Source organism: Verrucomicrobiaceae bacterium (genome assembly GCA_016713035.1).
In the GTDB taxonomy this organism is placed as follows: domain Bacteria; phylum Verrucomicrobiota; class Verrucomicrobiia; order Verrucomicrobiales; family Verrucomicrobiaceae; genus Prosthecobacter.
This window is the reverse complement of the sequence record JADJPW010000013.1, coordinates 1-20810: the sequence shown is the minus strand read 5'-3', so window position 1 is coordinate 20810 and position 20810 is coordinate 1. Positions and strand designations below refer to the sequence as shown.

The 20810-nt window shown below is 60.2% G+C and carries 17 protein-coding genes and 1 pseudogene; 6 read left to right on the top strand and 12 right to left on the bottom strand.

From position 1 onward, the window contains the following. Together IPK32_24495 and IPK32_24490 are read right to left on the bottom strand one after the other, a co-directional pair. Positions 1 to 837: FkbM family methyltransferase (locus tag IPK32_24495; GenBank protein ID MBK8095042.1), on the bottom strand; the 837-nt coding region annotated here is incomplete at its 3' end. Next, positions 834 to 1349, bottom strand: a complete 516-nt coding sequence (locus IPK32_24490) for a hypothetical protein (protein ID MBK8095041.1) — start codon at positions 1347 to 1349, stop codon at positions 834 to 836. The genes IPK32_24490 and IPK32_24495, both read right to left, overlap by 4 nt. A 128-nt stretch (positions 1350 to 1477) precedes the next feature. On the opposite strand from IPK32_24490, the gene IPK32_24485 reads away from it, so the two are divergent. Continuing rightward, a complete protein-coding gene (locus IPK32_24485; GenBank protein ID MBK8095040.1) occupies positions 1478 to 2785 on the top strand; it encodes a sulfatase-like hydrolase/transferase in 1308 nt (435 codons plus the stop codon). Between the two features lie 69 nt (positions 2786 to 2854). Here IPK32_24485 and IPK32_24480 read toward each other — a convergent pair whose 3' ends face one another. The 3 genes from IPK32_24480 to nuoB form a co-directional block, all read right to left on the bottom strand. After that, positions 2855 to 3616: a PQQ-binding-like beta-propeller repeat protein gene (locus IPK32_24480; protein MBK8095039.1), complete on the bottom strand. Its 762-nt coding sequence runs from the start codon at positions 3614 to 3616 to the stop codon at positions 2855 to 2857. Between the two features lie 670 nt (positions 3617 to 4286). Further along, positions 4287 to 4859: an NADH-quinone oxidoreductase subunit C gene (locus tag IPK32_24475; protein MBK8095038.1), complete on the bottom strand. Its 573-nt coding sequence runs from the start codon at positions 4857 to 4859 to the stop codon at positions 4287 to 4289. Between the two features lie 18 nt (positions 4860 to 4877). After that, the gene (gene nuoB / locus IPK32_24470; GenBank protein ID MBK8095037.1) at positions 4878 to 5414 is read right to left on the bottom strand and encodes an NADH-quinone oxidoreductase subunit NuoB; all 537 of its coding nucleotides are present in this window, start codon (positions 5412 to 5414) and stop codon (positions 4878 to 4880) included. Positions 5415 to 5773: 359 nt separating this feature from the next. On the opposite strand from nuoB, the gene dnaK reads away from it, so the two are divergent. The 4 genes from dnaK (at position 5774) to groL (ending at position 10536) form a co-directional block, all read left to right on the top strand. Next, entirely contained in the window at positions 5774 to 7726 is a 1953-nt protein-coding gene (gene dnaK, locus IPK32_24465; protein ID MBK8095036.1) for a molecular chaperone DnaK, read from the top strand. Between the two features lie 24 nt (positions 7727 to 7750). Next, positions 7751 to 8515 (top strand): hypothetical protein, encoded by a 765-nt coding sequence (locus IPK32_24460; protein ID MBK8095035.1) that lies wholly within the window; start codon positions 7751 to 7753, stop codon positions 8513 to 8515. 103 nt (positions 8516 to 8618) lie between these two features. Then, on the top strand, positions 8619 to 8915 hold the full coding sequence (locus IPK32_24455) for a co-chaperone GroES (GenBank protein MBK8095034.1): 297 nt from the start codon (positions 8619 to 8621) through the stop codon (positions 8913 to 8915). A 43-nt stretch (positions 8916 to 8958) separates the two neighbouring features. Then, positions 8959 to 10536 (top strand): chaperonin GroEL, encoded by a 1578-nt coding sequence (gene groL / locus IPK32_24450; GenBank protein MBK8095033.1) that lies wholly within the window; start codon positions 8959 to 8961, stop codon positions 10534 to 10536. 209 nt (positions 10537 to 10745) lie between these two features. Here groL and IPK32_24445 read toward each other — a convergent pair. The 5 genes and pseudogenes from IPK32_24445 to mpl all read right to left on the bottom strand — a co-directional run bounded on the left by IPK32_24445 (position 10746) and on the right by mpl (position 17184). Continuing rightward, positions 10746 to 12379, bottom strand: a pseudogene (locus tag IPK32_24445) (arylsulfatase). Positions 12380 to 12451: 72 nt separating this feature from the next. Then, positions 12452 to 13930, bottom strand: a complete 1479-nt coding sequence (locus IPK32_24440; GenBank protein ID MBK8095032.1) for a sulfatase-like hydrolase/transferase — start codon at positions 13928 to 13930, stop codon at positions 12452 to 12454. Positions 13931 to 13987: 57 nt separating this feature from the next. Then, positions 13988 to 15088 (bottom strand): transposase, encoded by a 1101-nt coding sequence (locus IPK32_24435; protein ID MBK8095031.1) that lies wholly within the window; start codon positions 15086 to 15088, stop codon positions 13988 to 13990. 75 nt (positions 15089 to 15163) lie between these two features. Next, positions 15164 to 15799 carry a thiamine phosphate synthase gene (gene thiE / locus IPK32_24430; GenBank protein ID MBK8095030.1) on the bottom strand — a complete coding sequence of 212 codons (636 nt, stop codon included), beginning with the start codon at positions 15797 to 15799 and terminating at the stop codon, positions 15164 to 15166. Next, positions 15799 to 17184, bottom strand: coding sequence for a UDP-N-acetylmuramate:L-alanyl-gamma-D-glutamyl-meso-diaminopimelate ligase (gene mpl, locus IPK32_24425; protein ID MBK8095029.1), 1386 nt, complete (start codon positions 17182 to 17184; stop codon positions 15799 to 15801). Before mpl ends, thiE begins: the two co-directional genes overlap by 1 nt. Positions 17185 to 17378: 194 nt before the next feature. Between mpl and IPK32_24420 the strand changes: the two genes are divergently transcribed. Then, a complete protein-coding gene (locus IPK32_24420) occupies positions 17379 to 18482 on the top strand; it encodes a PQQ-binding-like beta-propeller repeat protein (GenBank protein ID MBK8095028.1) in 1104 nt (367 codons plus the stop codon). Here IPK32_24420 and IPK32_24415 read toward each other — a convergent pair. Next, the gene (locus IPK32_24415) at positions 18459 to 19475 is read right to left on the bottom strand and encodes a hypothetical protein (protein ID MBK8095027.1); all 1017 of its coding nucleotides are present in this window, start codon (positions 19473 to 19475) and stop codon (positions 18459 to 18461) included. The genes IPK32_24420 and IPK32_24415 overlap by 24 nt on opposite strands. Before the next feature lie 330 nt (positions 19476 to 19805). After that, positions 19806 to 20261: a hypothetical protein gene (locus IPK32_24410; protein MBK8095026.1), complete on the bottom strand. Its 456-nt coding sequence runs from the start codon at positions 20259 to 20261 to the stop codon at positions 19806 to 19808. Between the last annotated feature and the right edge of the window lie 549 nt (positions 20262 to 20810).

Here is a 20810-nt window from a genome sequence, read left to right as displayed (position 1 = left end):
AGGCAAGCGCTCGCGGATGAGGGCGGCACCGCGCTCGGTGAAGGCGACGACATCGCCCTCCAGCTCGTGGGTGACGAGGTGGCGGGCATCGTGCTCGTAGCGGGCGATCTGATAGCCGTGTGCACGCAAAAAGCCGAAAATCTCTGCCTCTGTGACGCCATAGCGCTCGTAGGAGTGATTCATCTCAAAGAGGATCACGGGCAGTCTGGCGGCCTGCATCGCGTTTTTGGCTCCTTGGAAGACGGCGAGCTCAAAACCCTCCACATCGACCTTCAGCAGTGAAATTTCTCCTGGCGGCAAAATCGCATCCAGTGGCTTCACGGGCACTTTGGGGCCGTTTCCGGCCAATTCGACATGGGCGAGGGCATCGGCATCGCAGAAGGCCATTTCACCGGCTTTTTCGCCGAGTGCGGAGGCCTCGATCTGCACGCTGGGGAGGAGGTGGAGGCCATTGAGGCGCAGATTCTCCTCCAGCCGACTGCGGTTCTTTGCGCTGGGCTCCACGGCGAGTACGCGGGCCTTTTTTGCCGCTGGGAGGGTGTAGAGGCCGATATTTGCCCCTACATCGACGAAGGTGTCTCCTTCACGGAGGTAGCTGGTGATGAACTTCGCGGTGTCCCAGTCGTGATACTCGCCGCGCTGCACGACATGCAGTGCGATGATGCTGTCTGGATAGCAGCGTAATTTTAGCTGGTCATAGACACGCAGGGTCCATGGTCTGCGCAGCGTTTTTTTGTTCACTAGCCACAGGATGCTGCGCAGTAGCACCCAGAGTCGCTTGCCGCGATTCCCCGGTGCATGCCAGATGCGCTTCACGAGCTGCCAGTAGCTAGTCACGGTGCTTTTTGTTTTTCGTGTTTGATGGTGCCTTCTAGGGTGGTCTGGCCGGCGTCGCCGGTGAAGGTCACTTTGCTTTCGATGGTGTCTTTGGCTTCGCCTTGAAAGCGATCCAGCACGGTGATGCTGCTGCTGCCATTGCCGGTGATGGATTTGAGCTCCAGCGTGAGGTCCACCTCGGAGACATTGCCCTCAAAACGGATCGTCTGTGCAGCGTCCACGCCGGTGAGGACTGCTTCGAAGTTCCCGGCACCGGCTTGATGCGTGATGGTCCACTTGAAGGGCTCTTTGTTGCCATTGAGCACGCGAGTGCCCTCGATGAGGAAGCCTGTGTCGCCATCGGCCTTGCCTGTCCATTCTTCGGTGATGGTGACGATGTTGCCGTTTTCGCCCTTCAGCTCACCGGCAGCCTTCCAGGTGCCGATGAAGTGCTTGAAGAAGACATGGGTGGACAGATCTGCCCATGCAGGTGTGGCAAAGAGCATGCAGAGGAGGGCGAGGAGTGGTTTCATACGGAGAGAGGATGAATCACGGCACTCTAGCAGATGGGCATGGCAGGGCCAATCACGTCTTTTGCGGGCCGCCGATGGCTAGGGGCGAATGTAGGAAGTTGTGTGACGAGGTCGTTTCCGCCGTCGCTATGCGTACGCTGCTCTTTTCTCTCTCCGTCCTCTGCTCTTCGCTCTGTGCGGCGGCTCCTCGTCCGAATGTGATTCTGATCATGGCGGATGATTTTGGCTATGAGTGTGTGCGGGCGAATGGCGGTGAGTCATATCAGACGCCCGTGCTCGATCAGTTGGCGGCAGGGGGCGTGCGCTTTGAGAATTGCCATGTGCAGCCGCTTTGCACGCCTACGCGGGTGCAGCTCATGACGGGGCGCTACAATGTGCGGAACTATCTCAATTTTGGCACGCTGTTGCGCACGGAGACGACTTTCGGGCAGCTTTTCCAAAAAGCGGGCTTCAAGACAGGGATCTGCGGGAAATGGCAGCTCGGGCAGGAGCTGGATGCGCCGCAGCATTTCGGCTTCGCGGAGTCTTGCCTGTGGCAGCACACGCGGCGGCCTCCGCGCTATGCGAACGCGGGTCTGGAGTTCAATGGCGTGGAGAAAAACTACACGCAGGGCGAGTATGGCCCGGATGTGGTCAATGACTGGGCAATGGACTTCGTCACACGGCATCAGGCGGCACCATTCTTCCTGTATTATCCGATGATGCTGACGCATGACCCTTTCCAGCCCACGCCTGATAGTGCGGAGTATGATCGCACGATGAGCAGTGAGTCGCGGCTGCGTGATGAAAAGCACTTCGCCGTGATGGTGACCTACATGGATAAGCTCATCGGCAAGCTGCTGGCGAAACTGGAGTCGCTGTCGCTGCGGGAGAATACGCTGGTGCTCTTCGTGGGTGATAATGGCACCAGCAGCAAGATGAGCAGCCGTTTTCGCGGTGCGGAGTTTCAGGGGGGCAAGGGCAAGACGACGCACCGTGGCACGCATGTGCCGATGATCGCGAGCTGGCCGGCGGTAATCCGCGATGGCCGCGTGAGCCGCGATCTGATCAGCAGCACAGATTTCCTACCCACGATCTGCGCTGCGGCGGGCATCGACGTGCCTGCGAATGTGGATGGGGTGAGCTTTCTGCCGCAACTGCGCGGTGAGTTCGGCACGCCGCGTGAGTGGCTGTATATGTGGTACTCTCCCCGGCAGTCCAAAGACATGCGTGTGAGCGAGTGTGTGTTTGATGAAACGCATAAGCTTTACCGCGATGGCAGCTTTTTCGACCTGCGGACTGATCCCGAGGAGAAGTCTCCCCTACCTGCTGCGGATGCTCCTGCGAAGCTAAAGGCGGCGCTCGCGACCTTCCGCGAGGCGCGGCCTGTGGAGCTGGATGAGGCCTTTCAGCAGTCCGGGAAAGGCAAGCAGCCAAAGAAGAAGAAAAAGCCGTAACTGGGCAAGAAAAAGCCCGGAGAGGTGATCTCCGGGCTTGGTTTGGATCAAGACACTTTGAGGTCTGAATCAGTTCAGATCGAGGCAGACGCCTTCGGTGGTACTGCGGGCAAAGATTTTGCCACCGGCGAGGATGGGGTAGCTCCAGACTTTGCCATCGAGCACGTCTTTGCGGGCTGTTTCCTTGTATTGGCTAGGTTGGGCCTGTGCGACGACGATTTCGCCTTTGTCGCTGGTGGCGATGATCTGGTCACCAGCGAGGATGACCTGTCCGGGGCCGAAGCCGGCTTCCTTCCACTTGTCTTCACCGGTGCGGATGTCCACGCAGGCGAGGGGGCCTTTGCCGTATTCTTTGAAGCTGAACATGCCGTAGAGATAGCCGTCTTTCACCACGGGGGTGCTCCAGTGATTGAAGCACTCGTTTTCACGACGCCAGATCTGCGTGGCTTCGAGCTTGCTGCCTTTTTTGGCGAGCTTGAAGGCACCTGCGCCGACGCCGTAACCGGCGCTGCAATACACGATGTCTTCAAAGACGACGGGTGAGGCTGCGGTGCTCACTTTGTAGGGGAACTCAGCACGCCAGATGACATCGCCCTTCTGCGGGTTCACGCCCACGAGGCCGGTCTGGGTGAAGAAGATGGCCTGATGGATGCCGTGGATGTCTGCCAGAATGGGGGTGGCGTGGGTCATCTTATCGTCCTCACCTTTCCAGAGGACTTTGCCGGTGTTTTTGTCGAGACCGATCAGCGCCTCGCCTGCACCACCGCCTGCGAGGAGCAGGACATTGCCGTCGATGAGCGGGGAGGCGGCGTTGTGCCATTTGATCTGCACGCCGGCGTTTTCCCTTCATCACATCATGGCTCCAGACTTTGTCACCCGTGGCAGCGTCAAAGCAAAACACGCCGAGCATGCTATCAATGACGTACACCTTGCCGCCGTCGATGACGGGCGTGCTGCGGGAGCCGTCGCCGCCTTTGTTATCCGGTGTGCCTGCGTCGCCACCGCCGTCATACTTAGCGATGACGCTGAGGGGTTTGGTCCAGAGGACTTTGCCATTGGCTGCATCGAGGCAGGAGAGTGCTTCGCCGGTATTTCCATCTGCCTCACCGGTGACGAGGGTGTAGGCCTTGCCACCTGCGACAGCGAAGGAGCTGAAGCCCAAGTTCGTGGGCGTCTTCCAAACTTCTTTGAGGCTCCATTTTGCCCCGGCGACGGCTGGGACGACGCCATTGCCCGCTGGGCCGCGGAAGGCGGACCAGTCGGCAGTTTCAGCAGATGCGGCAGTCGCCAGAGCGAGGCCGAGGACGGTGGTGAGGTGGGTGCGTGTCATGATGTGGTGTAGAGTAAAGATGAACGAGTGGCGTAGAGGGGACTTTGCAGCGGTTTGGCAGATCGAAAATCAACAATCCTTTGTTCATCCATCTTCAATCGCTGACACCCAGGACTCTCGACGCGAGTTGGATCGACGATTGAGAGAACAATCGAGTATTGAGGTTTCGAATCACTCCACCGGCCTGCGGGAGCGTGGCTCGCGGGTCACGGTATCGCCACAGCCTGCGCTGGTGACAAAGGGGCCATCGGCCATGGGCGCGGTCTTGGTGAAGCCCACGTCGGGCATGTCGCTGGGCTTGCCCTCCAGTGGGAAATCTTTGCGCAGCGGGAAGAAGGGGTAGCCCTCCCACATGAGGATGCGGCGCAGGTCGGGGTGGCCGCTGAAGCGGATGCCCATCATGTCGTACACCTCGCGCTCGTGCCAGTCGGCGGTGGGCCAGATGTCGCTGACGGTGGGGACTTCTTCATTCTCCGCCACGGCGGCTCGCACGCGGAGGTGCTGGTGGTGACCGTAGCCATACAGCTCATACACCATCTCAAAGCGTGGCTCTTTGCCCATGTAATCGAGGCTGGAGACGTCCACCAGGTAATCGAAGGCCAGCTCATCCCGGCAGTACTTCAGCAGCGGCTTGGCACCGGCGAGCGTGACGATGAGCGTGTGCTCGCCACGGAATTCCTTCGTTTCGAGCACGGCGGAGCCGAATTTTTGCTTCAGGGCATCGGCCATCTGGGCGGCATTCATGGTCGTAGTGGGGGAAAATTAAGCGGTGAGTTCAGCGATGAGTTCCTGCTTCTGTTCGACAAAGGAGTGCTCCGTTTCGATCTTGTGCTGGAGACGCATGAGGCCCTCTAGCAGAGCCTCTGGGCGTGGAGGGCAGCCGCTGATGTAAACATCCACCGGGATGAGCTGATCGATGCCCTGGAGCACGGCGTAGCTGCGGTACATGCCGCCGCTGCTGGCGCAGGCACCCATGGCGATGCACCACTTCGGCGCGGGCATTTGGTCCCACACACGCTTCACGGCGAGGGCCATTTTATACGTCACCGTGCCAGCGACGATCATCACATCCGCCTGCCGTGGGGAAAAGCGCATCACCTCTGCCCCGAAGCGGCTGAGATCGTAGCGACTGCACGCAGCGGCCATCATTTCGATGGCGCAGCAGGCCAGGCCCATCGGCATCGGCCACATGGAGTTCTTGCGCATCCAGTTGATGGCAGCGTCGAGCTTGGTGAAAACGATGTTGCCCTCGATCTTCGAGTCGTAGGCGGCGAGGGTAGAGTCAGCAGGGGCGACCATGGGGAAAAGGACGAGTGGAGGGGGAGAACGGGCCGCGAGAGTTACCCCCGCAAAGATGAGCGGCAAACGGATTGTGCGGCCTTTTCAGCGCAATGACTCCCTGGCGCAGAAGGGAGGCACCCGAGGTCCTGGCACTCGACGGTCCCCCAAAGTGCCATGTGCCAGCTCAATTGTGCCATTCGTTGGCACTTTGGGCCACTTTTTGGGCCTTTGGCACTTCGGCATTTACCACCCTCAAAACGCTGGAAGCTCGTGAAATCAAGGCCTCCAGCGCCGCCAGGGGCACTTGGCACGCTTTTAGCCAAGGAAAGAGCACCCAAACCACCAGTTTCACCCCTTCCCCCCCAAAACCTACCATCATGAGCAAAATCCTCGGCATTGACCTCGGCACCACGAATTCCTGCATGGCCGTCCTCGAAGGCGGCAAGGCCACGGTGCTCGAAAACAGCGAAGGCGCACGCACCACGCCCTCCATCGTCGCTTTCACCAAAAGCGGCGAGCGCGTCGTCGGCCAGGCCGCGAAGCGCCAGGCCGTGACGAACCCCCGCAACACCGTCTTCTCCGTGAAGCGCCTCATGGGTCGCAAATTCACCGAGCTGACCGAGGCCGACAAGCGCATGCCTTACAAGATCGTCCCCGCCAGCAATGGCGATGCCCATGTGCAGGTCGAAGTCGGCGGCGAGACCAAAACCTACTCCCCGCAGGAAGTTAGCGCCATGATCCTCGCGAAGCTGAAGGCCGATGCAGAGGCCAAGCTCGGCGAAACCATCACCGAGGCCGTCATCACAGTCCCCGCTTACTTCAATGACAGCCAGCGCAATGCCACCAAGGCTGCTGGCGAGATCGCTGGCCTCAATGTGCGCCGCATCATCAATGAACCGACCGCTGCGGCCCTCGCTTACGGCCTCGACAGCAAGTCGGACGAAAAAGTCGCCGTGTATGACCTCGGCGGCGGCACCTTCGACATCAGCGTGCTCGAAATCGGCGACGGCGTCTTCGAAGTGCTCGCCACGGATGGCGACACGCACCTCGGCGGCGATGACTGGGACAACACCCTCATCACTTGGATCGTCAACGAATTCAAAACCGACAGCGGCATCGACCTCAGCGGCCAGCCGGATGCCCTTCAGCGCATCAAAGAAGAAGCGGAAAAGGCCAAGATCGCCCTCAGCTCCAGCCAGAGCTACGATTTGAACCTCCCCTTCATCACTGCCGATGCCACCGGGCCAAAGCACATCATGAAGACCCTCACACGGGCCAAGATGGAGCAGCTCACCGACAGCCTCTTCGAGCGCACCATCAAGCCCGTGAAGGATTGCCTCGCTGCTGCCAAACTGGACGCCTCCAAGATCGACGAACTCGTTCTCGTCGGCGGCATGACCCGCATGCCGAAGGTCGTCGAGACCGCCCGCAAGCTCGCTGGCAAAGATCCGCATCAGGGCGTGAACCCGGATGAAGTCGTCGCCATCGGTGCCGCCATCCAGAGCGGTGTGCTCAAAGGCGATGTCAAAGACGTGCTCCTGCTCGACGTGACACCGCTCACGCTTTCCATCGAGACCGCTGGCGGTGTCGCCACGCCGATGATTGCCCGCAACACGACCATCCCGAAGAAGCACAGCCAGATTTTCTCCACCTACGCCGATCAGCAGCCTGGCGTCGAGATCGTCGTCCTCCAAGGCGAGCGTCCGATGTCTCGCGACAACAAAACGCTCGGCACCTTCAAGCTCGACGGCATCCCGCCGATGCCCCGTGGCCAGCCGCAGATCGAGGTCACCTTTGACATCGACGCCAACGGCATCCTCCACGTCTCCGCGAAGGAAAAGACCACCGGCAAGGAGCAGAAAATCTCCATCCAGGGCAGCTCCGGCCTCAGCAATGAGGAGATCGAGAAGGCCAAGCGCGACGCCGAGGAGCACGCCGAAGAAGACCGCAAACGCAAAGAAGGCGTCGAGGTCAAGAACAAGGCCGACAGCCTCAGCTACGAGATCGAGAAGACCATGAAGGAGTGGGAAGGCAAGGTCCCCGCCGAGCAGCTCACGCCCATCACCGAGAAACTCGCCTCCCTGAAGAGTTCCATCGAAGCCAACGACACCGACGCGATGAAGGCCAAGACCGAAGAGATCGAAAAACTCTTCGCCGCCGCCTACCAAGCCGCTGCCGCCGCAGGAGCCGGAGCCCCCGGTGCCGGTGGCATGCCCGACATGAGCGGCATGGGCGGTGCAGGCCCCGATGTCGCCGCTGCGGAGACCAAGACGCAGGACAAAGGCAAGGTCGTCGATGCGGATTTCGAAGTCGTGGACAAGGACAAGTAAGTTAGCTCCCCAAGCGCCAACGCCATGACGAGTCGCCAACAACAACCGCATCACCCCACGGCCTCCGCAGCTCGCGGAGCGTCGTGGAGTGCGGTGGCAGAGATGCCGGAGCCATCCGGCATCGGCGACACCGCTGTCGAGCGTCCCACGGCGACTGCTGCGCCTTTGCGTGAGATTCCTGCTGGATCTTTCGGCTCCAACATTCATCTCGCCGCTTGCCTCGCGCTGGTTGCTTTTACCTTCAGCTCCTGCGGCAAAAATGAGGCTCCCATAGCCATCGAAGCCGTTAAACCGGCTCCCGTGGTCTCGGAGGCCAAAATCGACGCGGCGATCAACGAGGCTCTTTCGACTCCGCAAACCTCTCCTGAGGCTGAAAAAGCCGATTCACTGCTCCAGAAGGCTGAAGGCGTGCTAAACCGCCATGCGAGCAAAAATGCCGAAGAGTTGCTCAATGTGCCCGAGGTGCATGAAAGCCTCAAAATCTGTCTCCAGAAGTTGGCGCAGGACAAAGCACTGCAAAACCAGATCAATACCAGCGTGCAACTCGCCGCGCAGATGAAAGGCCTCTCCGCCGAGGCTGGCAGCGTGGGTCTCGATCTCAACGTGAAAGGCTACGATGCCGCACGGAAGTCCCGCATGCTCCAGGCCGTGCTCTCCGAAGATCCCAGGCAAATCGTACGCTTCCTATCGGAAGAAATCGGCGAGGCGACCCCCGAGCTCTCCTTCGGCGGAGTCGAGCGTGCCAGTAACGGCGTCTCCATCAAAGAAACACCCCTTCCTCCCAAATAACACTTCCGACCGACCACCGCCCCCGTTCACAACCTTGTGGCAGGGCCGGGAGTCGGTCAGACAAACAAACACAACCAACCCAAAACAAACACAACCAGCACCTATGGCAAACACCATCACCCCGCTCGGCCGCCGCGTCCTCGTGAAGCGCTCCTCCAGCGAAGAAAAAACCGCCGGAGGCATCTTCCTGCCTGACACCGCCAAAGAAAAACCCCAGGAGGCTGAAGTCCTCGCTCTCGGCACTGGCAAAGACGACGAAGGCAAAGACGTCTCCACGCTCTTCACCGTGAAGAAAGGCGACAAAGTCCTCATCTCCAAATACGGCGGCACCGAAGTCAAAGTCGCTGGCGACGACCTCCTCATCATCAACGAGACCGACATCCTCGGTATCCTTGGCTAATCCTCACCCACTCCAACTTAACTCATTACTCATTAACTGATATATGGCTAAACAACTGCAATTCGACGAAACCGCCCGTCAGGCCCTCCTTCGTGGCGTCACGAAGCTCGCCAAGGCCGTGAAAGCAACGCTCGGCCCTGCTGGCCGCAACGTCATCCTGGAAAAGAAATTCGGCTCCCCCACGATCACCAAAGACGGTGTCACCGTGGCCAAGGAAATCGAACTTCCATGCCCCTATGAAAACATGGGCGCCCAGCTCATCAAGGAAGTCTCCTCCAAGACCTCCGACATCGCCGGTGACGGCACCACCACCGCCACCGTGCTCGCTGAGGCCATCTACGCCGAAGGCCTCCGCAACGTGACCGCTGGTGCCAATCCGATCTCGCTCCAGCGCGGCATCATGAAGGCCACAGAGGCCCTCGTCGCCGAACTGAAGAAAATCGCCACCCCCGTGAAGGACAGCAAAGAAGTCGCCCAGGTCGCCACCGTCTCCGCCAACTGGGACGCCGGCATCGGCAACATCATCGCCGAAGCCATGGACAAAGTAGGTAAGGAAGGCACCATCACCGTCGAAGAAGCCAAATCCATCGAAACGACCCTCGAAGTCGTCGAAGGTATGCAGTTCGACAAAGGTTACCTCTCCCCTTACTTCGTCACCAACCCTGAGACGATGGAGTGCAACCTCGAAAACGCCTACATCCTCATCAACGAGAAGAAGGTCAGCTCCCTCAAGGACATGCTGCCTCTGCTTGAGAAGGTCGCTCGCTCCGGCAAGCCCCTCCTCATCATCGCTGAAGACGTCGAAGGTGAAGCCCTTGCCACCCTCGTGGTGAACAAGCTGCGCGGCACCCTCAACATCGTGGCCGTCAAGGCCCCTGGCTTCGGTGATCGCCGCAAAGCCATGCTCGAAGACATCGCCATCCTCACCGGCGGCCGCTGCATCACCGAAGACCTCGGTATCAAGCTCGAAAACATCGAGCTCACCGACCTCGGCCGTGCCAAGCGCATCACCATCGGCAAGGAAAACACCGTCATCGTCGAAGGTGAAGGCTCCAGCGATGCCATCCAGGGCCGCGTGCAGCAGATCAAGAACCAGATCGCTGAAACCACCAGCGATTACGACCGTGAGAAGCTCCAAGAGCGCCTCGCGAAACTGGCTGGCGGCGTCGCCGTCATCAACGTCGGAGCAGCTACGGAAACTGAAATGAAAGAGAAAAAGGCCCGCGTCGAAGACGCCCTGCACGCTACACGCGCTGCTGTAGAAGAGGGCATTGTCCCGGGAGGTGGCGTGGCACTTATCCGTGCCCAAGGTGCCCTCGGCGACCTCAAGCTCACCGGTGACGAAAAAACCGGCGCTGAGATCGTCGCTCGTGCCATCGAAGCCCCCCTCCGTCAGCTCGCCGCCAACGCGGGCGTCGAAGGCGCTCTCATTGTCGCTGAAGTGAAGAAGGGCAAAGGAAACCACGGCTACAACGTCGCCACCGCCAAGTATGAAGACCTCATCAAGGCTGGCGTCGTCGATCCTGCCAAGGTGACCCGCAGCGCTCTCCAGCACGCGGCCTCCATCTCCGGCCTCCTCCTCACCACCGAGTGCCTCATCGCAGACATTCCGAAGGAATAGAAAGCTGACGCTGGTCACAACCATGACCATGGCGGCATGATGTAATCATCCCCATCTTTTGATCGCCGCGTGACCAACCACACGCTGCGAATCAAAAACCCAAAAAACCCCCACGCGGCCCGGAAGGAAACTTCCGGGCCGCTTTTGTTTCAGGGGATCGTCTTTTGCATCCTACCGCTAGCAGCATGCTCTACTTCAGCGGGGCAGGTTTACTTCTTGGCACCTTTGCCCTTCTTAGCCTTCCCTTTGCCCTTCGGTTGCTCCTGGAGCGTCTTCTTCACCAGCGTGGTATATTCATCCGTTTGGCGCTGCCAGGCATCTGCGAGCTCTTTCGCTTTCTCTGGCATCTTCGCGGCGAGATTATTCTGCTCCGCACGGTCGGTTTTCAGGTCATAAAGCTCCCACGGCTGGCCCGCTGCGGCTACGAGCTTCCAATCACCCACGCGGATGGCCCGGTTGTCCTCATGCAGCCACCAGAGGCTATCGCGGGAGATGATTTCATCCTTCCCAAAGGCTGGCAGAAGGCTCTTCCCAGGCGCTGGTGGCACGGGCTCGCCATTCCAGACCGTGGGCTTTTCGATGTCGAGAATATCGAGCACCGTGGGAACGAAGTCGATCACATGCGCTGGTGTATGACGCAGCTCATTTTTCGCGGTGATTCCCGCAGGCCAGTGGACGATGAGAGGCGTGCTGATGCCGCCCTCATGCACCCATGTCTTGTGGCGGCGGTGTGGTGTATTGCACGCACTGGAGAAGCCCGGCCCGAGACACAGATACGACGCCGCGCTACCCGGTGCAGCCTGCGGATCATGACCACCATTGCGCACCATGATCTCTGCGCTGGCACCATTGTCCGAGGCAAAAAGGATGAGCGTGTCCTCCCATGCACCCATTTCTTTGATTTGAGCGAGGATGCGCCCGATCTCCTGGTCCATGCGGTCCACCATCGCGGCATGGATGGCCATTTTCGTCGCCTGAAAGCGCCGCTGTTCGTCCGTCAGCTCACTCCAGGGCAGCGGGCGATTGATCTCGCCAGTTCCCAGCACTTTGAATGCATCAGGAAAGTCATACGGCGGCCCCACTTCACGCTCCAGGGCAGACAGTGTCGTGCGGGTGATGCCCGCCGCCTTCTGCCGGGCAAAACGCGCCTCACGCATCGCTTCCCAGCCTGCGAGGTATTTGTCACGATACTTCGCGATGTCCTGCGGCAGCGCATGCAGCGGGAAATGCGGCGCGATGAACGGAATGTAGTGAAAAAGGGCTTCCCTGCGTGCTTCGCGGCATGATCCTTTAAGCAGTCGATGGCGTGGTCTGCCGTGGCGATGGTCGCATAATAGCCCTTTTCATCTGCCGCGGGTGTCACAGGCACATCGTCGATCGAGTTCCCCTTTGCGGTGAAGAAATTCCCCTGGTTCTTCATATCCAGCGAGCGGTCGAATCCTCCTGCCAGCACGGGTCCGTCGATATGCCACTTCCCACTGTGATAGCAGCGATAGCCCGCAGGCTTGATGTAGTCTGGTAGCAAGCGTGCCCACTGCTGGCGCACACCTTGTCCACCACCGCCCATACCTGGCAGGGCATCCCGGTGGATCTGCTGTGCGTAATACCCGCTCATCAGCGCACTACGCGTAGGCCAGCAGCGTGCCGTATTATAAAACTGCGTGAAGCGTAGCCCCCCACCTGCAAGTGCATCCAGATTCGGTGTCGTGATCTCACTGCCGTAGCAGCCGAGGTCAGAATACCCCAAGTCATCAGCGAGGATAAAAACGATGTTTGGCCTCGTCCCCGCATGCAGCGACGAACTCAGCACAACGAGTGAAAACAAAACAGAGAGAAGTCTCATCATAAGAAGCAGCCCAGCCAACGACGGCAAACTTACGCTTCTTCCACCCGACGCAGCATGATCGTCGCTAGCTTACCGATTCTGCTTCTTCGCCCTCTTCTTGGGTGTGGGCGGAGTGGGCAGATCATCACTCGGTTGGTCTGAAAAACGCCACGGATCGTCCAAACGACGCATTTCGCTCAAAAGCAGCCCTTTCATTTCCTGGAGCTTCGCCGCGTGTTTTGGCTCCGTAGCGAGATTTGGCACGCCATGCTCAGGGAGCAGCTCTTGCGGGTTTTCCGCCAGATTAAAGAGCTGTACATGCCTCGCTGTGCCGTCCGCAGACTCATACTCGATGAGCTTCCACTCGCCCTGCTTCACACAGCGCATGCCCGGCTTTGCTCCACCCGCATAGGCACCGTAGAGCACGTCACGCATGGTTTTGGACTTGCCCTCGAGCACGGGTCGAAAACTCAGGCCCTCACTCGTCGGTGGTGGCGCTACGCCAGTGAGATCACACAGCGTCGCCAGCACATCCAGCAGGTAAATATTTCCCTCCACACGGCTGCCGGGAGCGATGCCAGGGCCTTTCACGATGAAGGGCACCCGCCACGTATGCTGGTAGAGGTTTTGTTTGCCCATCAGCCCGTGTCGGCCGATCGCGATACCGTGATCAGCGGTGTAGATGATGTAGGTGTTCTCTAGCGCACCCATTTTATCCAGCTTCTCCATTACACGACCGATCTGGATGTCGATATTTTCGCTGCACGCATACTGACGGCCGATCTCATTGCGGATGCTGGATTCGTCACGGTTTTTCCACACGCCACTCACGGCCACCTCATCACGCACCGCGATGTCTGTGTTATCAAATGGGTGCTTCGTCAGATAATTCGCAGGCAGTGGCGGCTGTAATGAATGAGCGGAGGGCGGATGCGCCACATCCGTGTGGTTTGTCGCACCGTACTTCGCGAGCAGCTCCGGCTTGCCATCCCGCGTATCGTGCGGATGCGAGAATCCGAAGTAGATGAGAAAAGGATCACGGGACTTCTTCTCCTCACGCTCACGCAAGTAGCCCAGCACCTGCTCAGCATGCCACGCGCTGCCACTTTGATCATCGCCGCCGCGCTTTGATGCATCCTTCCGCACGGTGAAGAGCTTATTTGCCGCCTCGTAGCTGTTGCCCATCTTGCACGTCCGCATCGTCGAGTAACCCGCTCGATTAAAGACCGCCGGAATCGTCTGCTGTTCTAGCGCTGCGGGGCTCGTTTTTGCTGCCCATGGAGAAACCGGCAAGTGCCAAACTGTACGCCCGCTCATGATCATGTGGCGGGAAGGCGTGCAGACCGCCCCCATGGAGGCTCCCATGTGATAAGCCCCATCGAAGACCATCCCCTGCGCCGCCAAGCGATCCAGATTCGGCGTCTGGAGAGTCGATTGAGGATTGTACAGCCTCAGATCGAGTGGCGACTGATCATCCACGAGAATGAAGAGCAAATTGGGCCGCTTCTCCGCAGCGACGGCTGAAACCCCCAAAACCAGAAAGCAGAACAAAGCAGAAAACACACGCATAGGCTGTGAAAACGCCCCAGAGGCTGCCAACTTGCCGCGCTCCTACGCAAGCATCGCCTACACATTCCGTGGGCCGAACACATCCACCTTCAAATCTCGCAAAGAGCATAGTTCGCGCTCATCACCCTGCTCAAAGCCACGCATCACGCGTGCCCCATCGCGCCGCTTCGGCCCGAATCGTCGTCTTTGGGTCTTAAAAATCGAATCCACGAAACTCCTCGACCCGATCACCGCCCCATCGGTGAAATACCTCACGCGGCATCTCAGTGCCTCTGCTACCGACAAGCGACCGCCCTGTTGGAGAACTCGGTGATAATCCTTCTCACAGATTTTGCCCTTCTTGGCACCTTTCGCATTCACCTTTGAAGTCGTCCCCCAAGTAAAAAGCAAACAGCGATAATGCTCCAAAAGGCCCCCATCGGCTTTTCTCCCTTCCAATTGAGCCTTTGCCACCAACTCAACACCGCTCCGAGCTAGGCGCCCCCCGGCGACAGCCTCAGCATAACCACACCAACGGTAATCCTTTGGATCACTCGCCAGTTTTGCTCGGACAGGATTCAAATCCACATACGCCGCTGTCATCGCCAACACCGCACCACCACCCTCCACCAGAGTGCTACGGTAGCGCTCCTCCCAAAGGGTACCCTTGCGTTGATGTTTCTTATTGAACCACAGCGTAAAGCGTTGCTTCAACGACTTCATAAACATCGAAATGTCCCACATCCGGTTGCGCCATCCATCCAGGATCGCATCTGCCTCCGTGTGGGCCCCGATCTTGCGAAAGTGCTCCAATTCGGCCCGCACCTGCCACGCCATCGACTTCCCAAACGCCGACTGCACGATCCTGAGCACCTCCTCCTGCCCCGGCAACACATCCGGCCTGCGGGGCACCTCCACGAGCACATGGAAATGGTTTGAGAGCACGCAATACGTCACCACCCGGACCTGACAGAGCCTTTCATACATCCGCATGAGTCGAACAAACATCTCCCGCTCCTCCTCATGCAGCCGAAAGCTCCGATCTACCACCCGCGAGACGCAATGGTAGTAGGCGATCGGATGGTGCTTGGGGGCTTTGAGGCGTGACTGGCGCATGGTGAGCTGTGAGCTAAACCGAGTTCGGCGGGCACCCTTGGCGGCGATCAGCGGAAAAGGCAAGTGGCAACATATAAAGTGTCAGACTATTTATTGAGCTGTTGGATGATGGTTAGCTCGGGTTCTGGTGCTGTGGGCTCATCGGGGGCGGGTGAGGAGGGTTTTGAGTTGCTGCACTTCTGCGGCGATATCGGGGGCGGTGAGGAAGGCGGAGACGACGACGATGCGCTGGGCTCCGGCGGTGAGGATTTCGTCGAGTCTGGCGGCGTTGACGCCGCCGATGCAGTAGATGGGCAGGTTTACCTGACGGTGGGCTTCGGCGATGTCTGCGAGGCCGATGGGGGTGTAGTCGGGCTTGGTTCCGGTGGCGTAAAGGGGGCCGAAGCCGATGTAGTCGGCCCCTTCAGCTTGCGCGGCGATGGCTTGGGCGAGGCTGTGGGTGGATTTGCCGATGATGCAGGTTGCGCCGGTGATTTGCCGGGCACGGGCGATGGCGTCGTCGTCTTGGCCGACATGGACGCCTTCGCTGCCGATTTGGGCGGCGACGGCGAGGTGGTCATTGATGATGAGGGGCACGTCGAAGTCGCGTAGCACGGTCTGCATGCGGCGTGCGAGGTGCTCGACTTGCTGGGGGGAGGCTTTTTTGGCTCGCAGTTGGAGGAGGTCGATGCCGCCAGTGCAAAGGGCGGCGGTGATGCGCTCGATGTCTGTTTCTGGGACGTAACCGAGGTCGAGGATGCCGTAGAGCCGCCGGTTTGCGAGGTCGGTCTTCATCAAAGGGCGAGGAGGAGCTTGTCGTGGATGCCATCGAAGCCGCCGTTGCTGAAGACGATGATGACGTCGCCGCTGCGTGCTTCGCTCTGGAGCCTTGTGACGATGGTTTGGGTGCTGGGCTCAAACCAGCAGGGTTTGCCGCGTGCGGTGACGCTGGAGGCGACTTTGGCGGTGTCGAGGCGCTGATCTGCGGAGACTTTTTCGGGGTTGGCGACTGCGGCGATGATGCTGGCATCGGCCTCGGCGAGGGCGTCGATGAGTTCGTTTTGGAGGACGTTGCGGCGGCTGGTATTGGAGCGTGGCTCGAAGAGGGCCCAGAGGCGGCGGCCGGTGTAGCGCTGGCGGAGGCCGCGTAGGGTCTCGCGGATGGCGGTGGGGTGGTGGCCGAAGTCGTCGATGATGGTGATGCCGTTTTTTTCGCCGCGTTCTTGTTGGCGGCGGCGGATGCCACGGAAGCTGCTGAGGCCGGCGCGGATTTCTGCATCGGTTAAACCGCCGAATCTGGCGGCGCAGATGCACATGGCGGCGTTGCGGGCGTTGAATTCTCCGACCATGGGGACTTCAAAGGCGTCGCCGTTGAGTGTGAAGGCGGTGCTTTCTGGGGTGGTGCGGGTGATGCTGATGCGGTAGTCGCAGGTGGGGCCGAGTCCGAGGGTTTTGAGTGGGGCGGGGCATTTCGCCCGTAGGGTGAGGCAGTTGGGGTCGTCGCCGTTGATGAGGACGAGGCCGTTGCGGGGGACGGTGTTGAGGAAGCGCTGAAAGGAGAGGAGGATGGCGTCGAGGTTGTCGAAGATGTCGGCGTGATCGAATTCGATGTTGTTGACGATGGCGCACTCGGGCAGGTAGTGGAGGAATTTGCTGCGCTTGTCGAAGTAGGCGGTGTCGTATTCGTCGCCTTCGATGACGAAGATGTCGGAGTGGGTGAAGCGGGCACCGGACTCGAAGTTTTCTGGCACGCCGCCGATCATGAAGCCGGGGTTTTTGCCTGCGTGCTCAAAGAGCCAGGCGAGCATGGTGGTGGTGGTGGTTTTGCCGTGTGTACCGGTGACGACAAAGCTGCGTTTGCCCTGGATGACTTGCTGCTTGAGCATCTCGGCCATGGAGACGTAGGGCAGCTTTTTTTCGAGCAGGGTTTCGAGCTCGGGGTTGCCACGTGAGATGGCGTTGCCGACGACATAGACGTCGGCGTTGAGGGGGAGGTTTTCGGGTTTGAAGCCTGCGAGGACGGGGATGCCTGCATTGGCGAGCACGTCGCTCATGGGAGGATAGACTTTGTCATCGCTGCCGGTGATGTGGTGGCCGAGGGCCTTTAATGCGACGGCGGTGGAGCCCATGGCGGTGCCGCAGATGCCGATGAGGTGGATGTGCTTGGGAGATTGGGACATGAATACGGGAGCGAAGGGCGGGGATAGAAGCCGGGAAAGCTCCTGTCGCTCAAAAAAAGTGCTGGGGTGGCCAAGAATCCCGCTGTCTGCTACGCTGAGGTGTGCTTTGGCTGGTCGGATGAAATCCCTGCCTTCTGGGGCCGTTTTTCGTTCTCACATGATTCGCTTCTTTTTCGCTCTTGTTCTCTCTAGCCATGCTTTTGCTCAAAAAGGTGGGTGATTGGCCGCATTCACGCGGGAATGCGGCGATGACGGGTGTTTCGCCTGTGGAGCTGCGTTTCCCGCTGGAGGCTGCGTGGCAGTTCAAGGCGATGGAGCGGCTGAAGGGCCAAAATGAGATGCTGGTGGCCAGTCCAGTGGTGCGTGCGGGGAAGGTGTATGTGGGCTGTAAGGCGGGTTTTTTTTACTGCGTGGATCTTTTGACGGGGAAGGAGCTGTGGAAGGCGGAGGGGAAGGGGGCCTTTGATGGTGCGGCGGCTTTTGCGGGGGATCTGGTGGTGGCGGGCTGCCAGGATGGTTTCGTGTATGCCTGGCATGCGGCGACGGGTAAGGAGGCGTGGAAGTATGAGACGGATGCGGAGGTGCATGCGGCTGCGAATGTGTGGATGCATCCTGAGACGAAGGCGCTGAAGATCATCATCGGCAGTTATGACTACAATGTGTATTGCCTGGATGCTGCGACGGGGAAGAAGGAGTGGGCGGCGGAGACGGGCTACTACATCAATGGCGGTGCGGCGATCGGGGATGGGAAGGTGGTCTTCGGTGGCTGTGACAGCGTGCTGCATGTGCATGATGTGAAGACGGGCAAGGAGGAGAAGCAGATCGAGGTGGGGGCCTACATCGGGAACAATGTGGCGATCGCCGATGGGGTGATCTACGTGAGCCATTATGGGAACCGCGTGGGCGCTTACAGCATCGCGGATGGCATGCAGGTGTGGGAGTATGGGGAGCGTGAGTTTGAGTACTACGCTGCGCCTGCGATCTGGGAGAAGACGGTTTTTGTCGGTGGCCGGGACAAGCGCATGCATGCGCTGGATCGCATGACGGGGAAGCAGAGGTGGGAGTTCCGTGCGCGTGACCAGATCGACAGCAGTGCGGTGGTCTGCGGCGGGAAGTCCCTGCTTTTCGGCAGTGATGACGGGTATGTGTATGCGCTGGATTTGGAGAAAGGTGCCGAGCTGTGGCACTTCGAGGTGGGCGCACCTGTCAAGAGCTGCCCGGCCGTCGCTGGGGACTATGTCCTTATCGGTGCGGATGACGGGCTGCTGTATGCTTTAAAAAATGGTCCGGCGAAGTGAGCGCGGCGGTTCGCTCCACCCCCTTGCTCCGTGGGCGCCGGCAGCGGTGAGGTAGCAGCCGGGGCACTGCACTGCCCCAGAGGCCCGTGCTCCGCTGGGGGGCGGGGGCGGAAGCCGCCCCCGCCAGCCAGCAAACCAGCGGCGGCGCCGGCCGAGGCCGCCCCGGGCCCCCGGCCCCCGCCGGGGGGGGGGCGGGCGGGGGCGGCCGCGGCTGGGGGGGGGGGGTTGGGCGCGGGGGTGCCGTTTTTCTGCTCCTCCCTGGTCGGAGAAGGGCATGCGCTTCACATTGCCCAGGGTGATGTCTTGCCAGAACTGGTCGGGGTGTACGTTGCCCTGGGTGTCGATGTTTGCGATGCCGCGGCCGCTGCTGTTGGCACCGCCACCATTCCAGGAGAGCAGGCGGCGGGCTTCTTCCAGATTCGGGTGGTTTTCCCGCTCCATGCGCAGGAGCAGGTAGGCGCCATCTGCGGGGCCGGCCACGGTGAGGAGCTCACGGTTCACGCCCTGGGCGTGCCAGGCCTCCGTGCGGGCGATGAGCGTGTCTAGGGCGTAGCGTGACTCCTCCGGTGTGAGCACTTGTAGGGAGGTGCCACGCCCAGCGGGCACGAGGTGGTAGAAGCACACGCGCTGGATTTGCTCCTGCTCGATGAAGTCGAGGATTTGCTCGATGTTCTGCACGTTGCGGCGGGTGAGGGTGAGGCGTAGGCCGGTTTTCTGGCCGACTTCATGGCAGTTGCGGAAGCCGCGCGCACGGCACCATCGAAGGCACCTTCCTTGCGGGCGGAACTCGTCATGCACCGCACCGATGCCATCGAGCGAGATGCCGACGTAGGCGACGTTTGGCGCCTTCAGCAACGCGGCTTTTTCTGGGGTGATGAGGTGCCGTTGGTGGAGATGGTCAGTTCCCAGGCCGCCAGCGCTGGCTTTTGCACGACGTCGAAAAAGTGCGGGTGGATGAGCGGCTCCCCGCCACTGAGGAGCAGGGGAAGGCACTTGGATAGGCGGAGAGATCGTCGATGACGGCCTCCATTTCCGGCCAGGTGAGCTCGCCGGGATAGTTTTGCGCGTTGGAGTCGGATAGCAGTGCACGCAGCGCAGATTGCAGGTGCGGGTGATGTTCCAGACGGTGATGGGCCGCCGCGTGCTGGCGGTATGGCCCCGGGGTGGCCAGGGTGCTTGCCGGTGCCGTAGCGGAGGGCGTCGGCTGGCTGGGCTGTGCCGGTATCAGATTTGGTGATATTGATCATGATGCGAGTTGGGTGGAATGGTGGGGTGTGTTTGGAGCGGAGGAAAGGGATCGCGCTAGTTCCCGCTGCCGGGCTGTTAGAGGCAGGCGGGGTCTTCTGCGAAAGGATCACCCGTGATGCCATAGGCACGGCCCGAGAGGCCGCCGCAACACTGCGGAAACTCACAGCGACCGCATTGCCGCCGAGGGGCGTCATTATCCCGCAGTGAGACAAAGAGCGGGTGCCTGCGGTAAATGTCCGCTGGGTGCTCACTGCGCACATTGCCGCAGTCAAAGGGCAGAAAGCCGCCCGGATACGACTCCAGTGTGGGAGATGAACATGACGCCGCGTCCATCACGGATACCGAGCGGTGAGCGCATGCCGGAAGCTGCTTGGCCGGTGGTGGCAACTCCATTTTCTGGATGACTACACGGCGAAGTGGTGCCCCTCGGTCGTTTTGATGGCAAAGCGGTGCCTTACCGACGAGTGAGGCCATGTCCTGGAAAACGCGCTCGATGTCGGCTGCGTCTGGTAGATCGAGCGGCACCCGCACGACCGGTCGGCACCAGCAAACACACGCCCACTTGGCCGGCTTCAGCTCGGAACTATGAGCTGCTTAAAGGCCTCGCTCTCCATGTAGATTGCCACGGGTGAGCGTGGGTATTGATCTGCACGCTCGACCGGCTGCATGCGCACATGCACCGCTGCGATGGTGCGTGTGAAAGTGCCTGGGATGCCGCGGAAGGCATCAGCTGCGTGCCGCGTGTGGCTCCATCGAGGCTCAGAGAGATGCGCTCGACGCCGGCAGCTTGATTTGGTTAAAATCCGCATTCAGCAGCCGCCCCGTGGCGGATGGGCTGGAGTCCGACATGCAGGCCCGCAGCGCTGGCCTCACGCACCAGATCGAGGGCAGTCGCGGCGCATGAGCGGATCACCACCCGTGAGGATGAGCATGGGAGCCCTCAGCCCGCCGCGAGCTGCTGGATGAGGCGGCTCCGTCACCATCCAGCTCATCTGGGTGGCGGTGTGCCTGTGCCTCTGCGCGGCAGTGGCGGCAGGCGAGGGCGCGGGAGCGTGTGATCTCCAGAAGACGAGAAAGGGC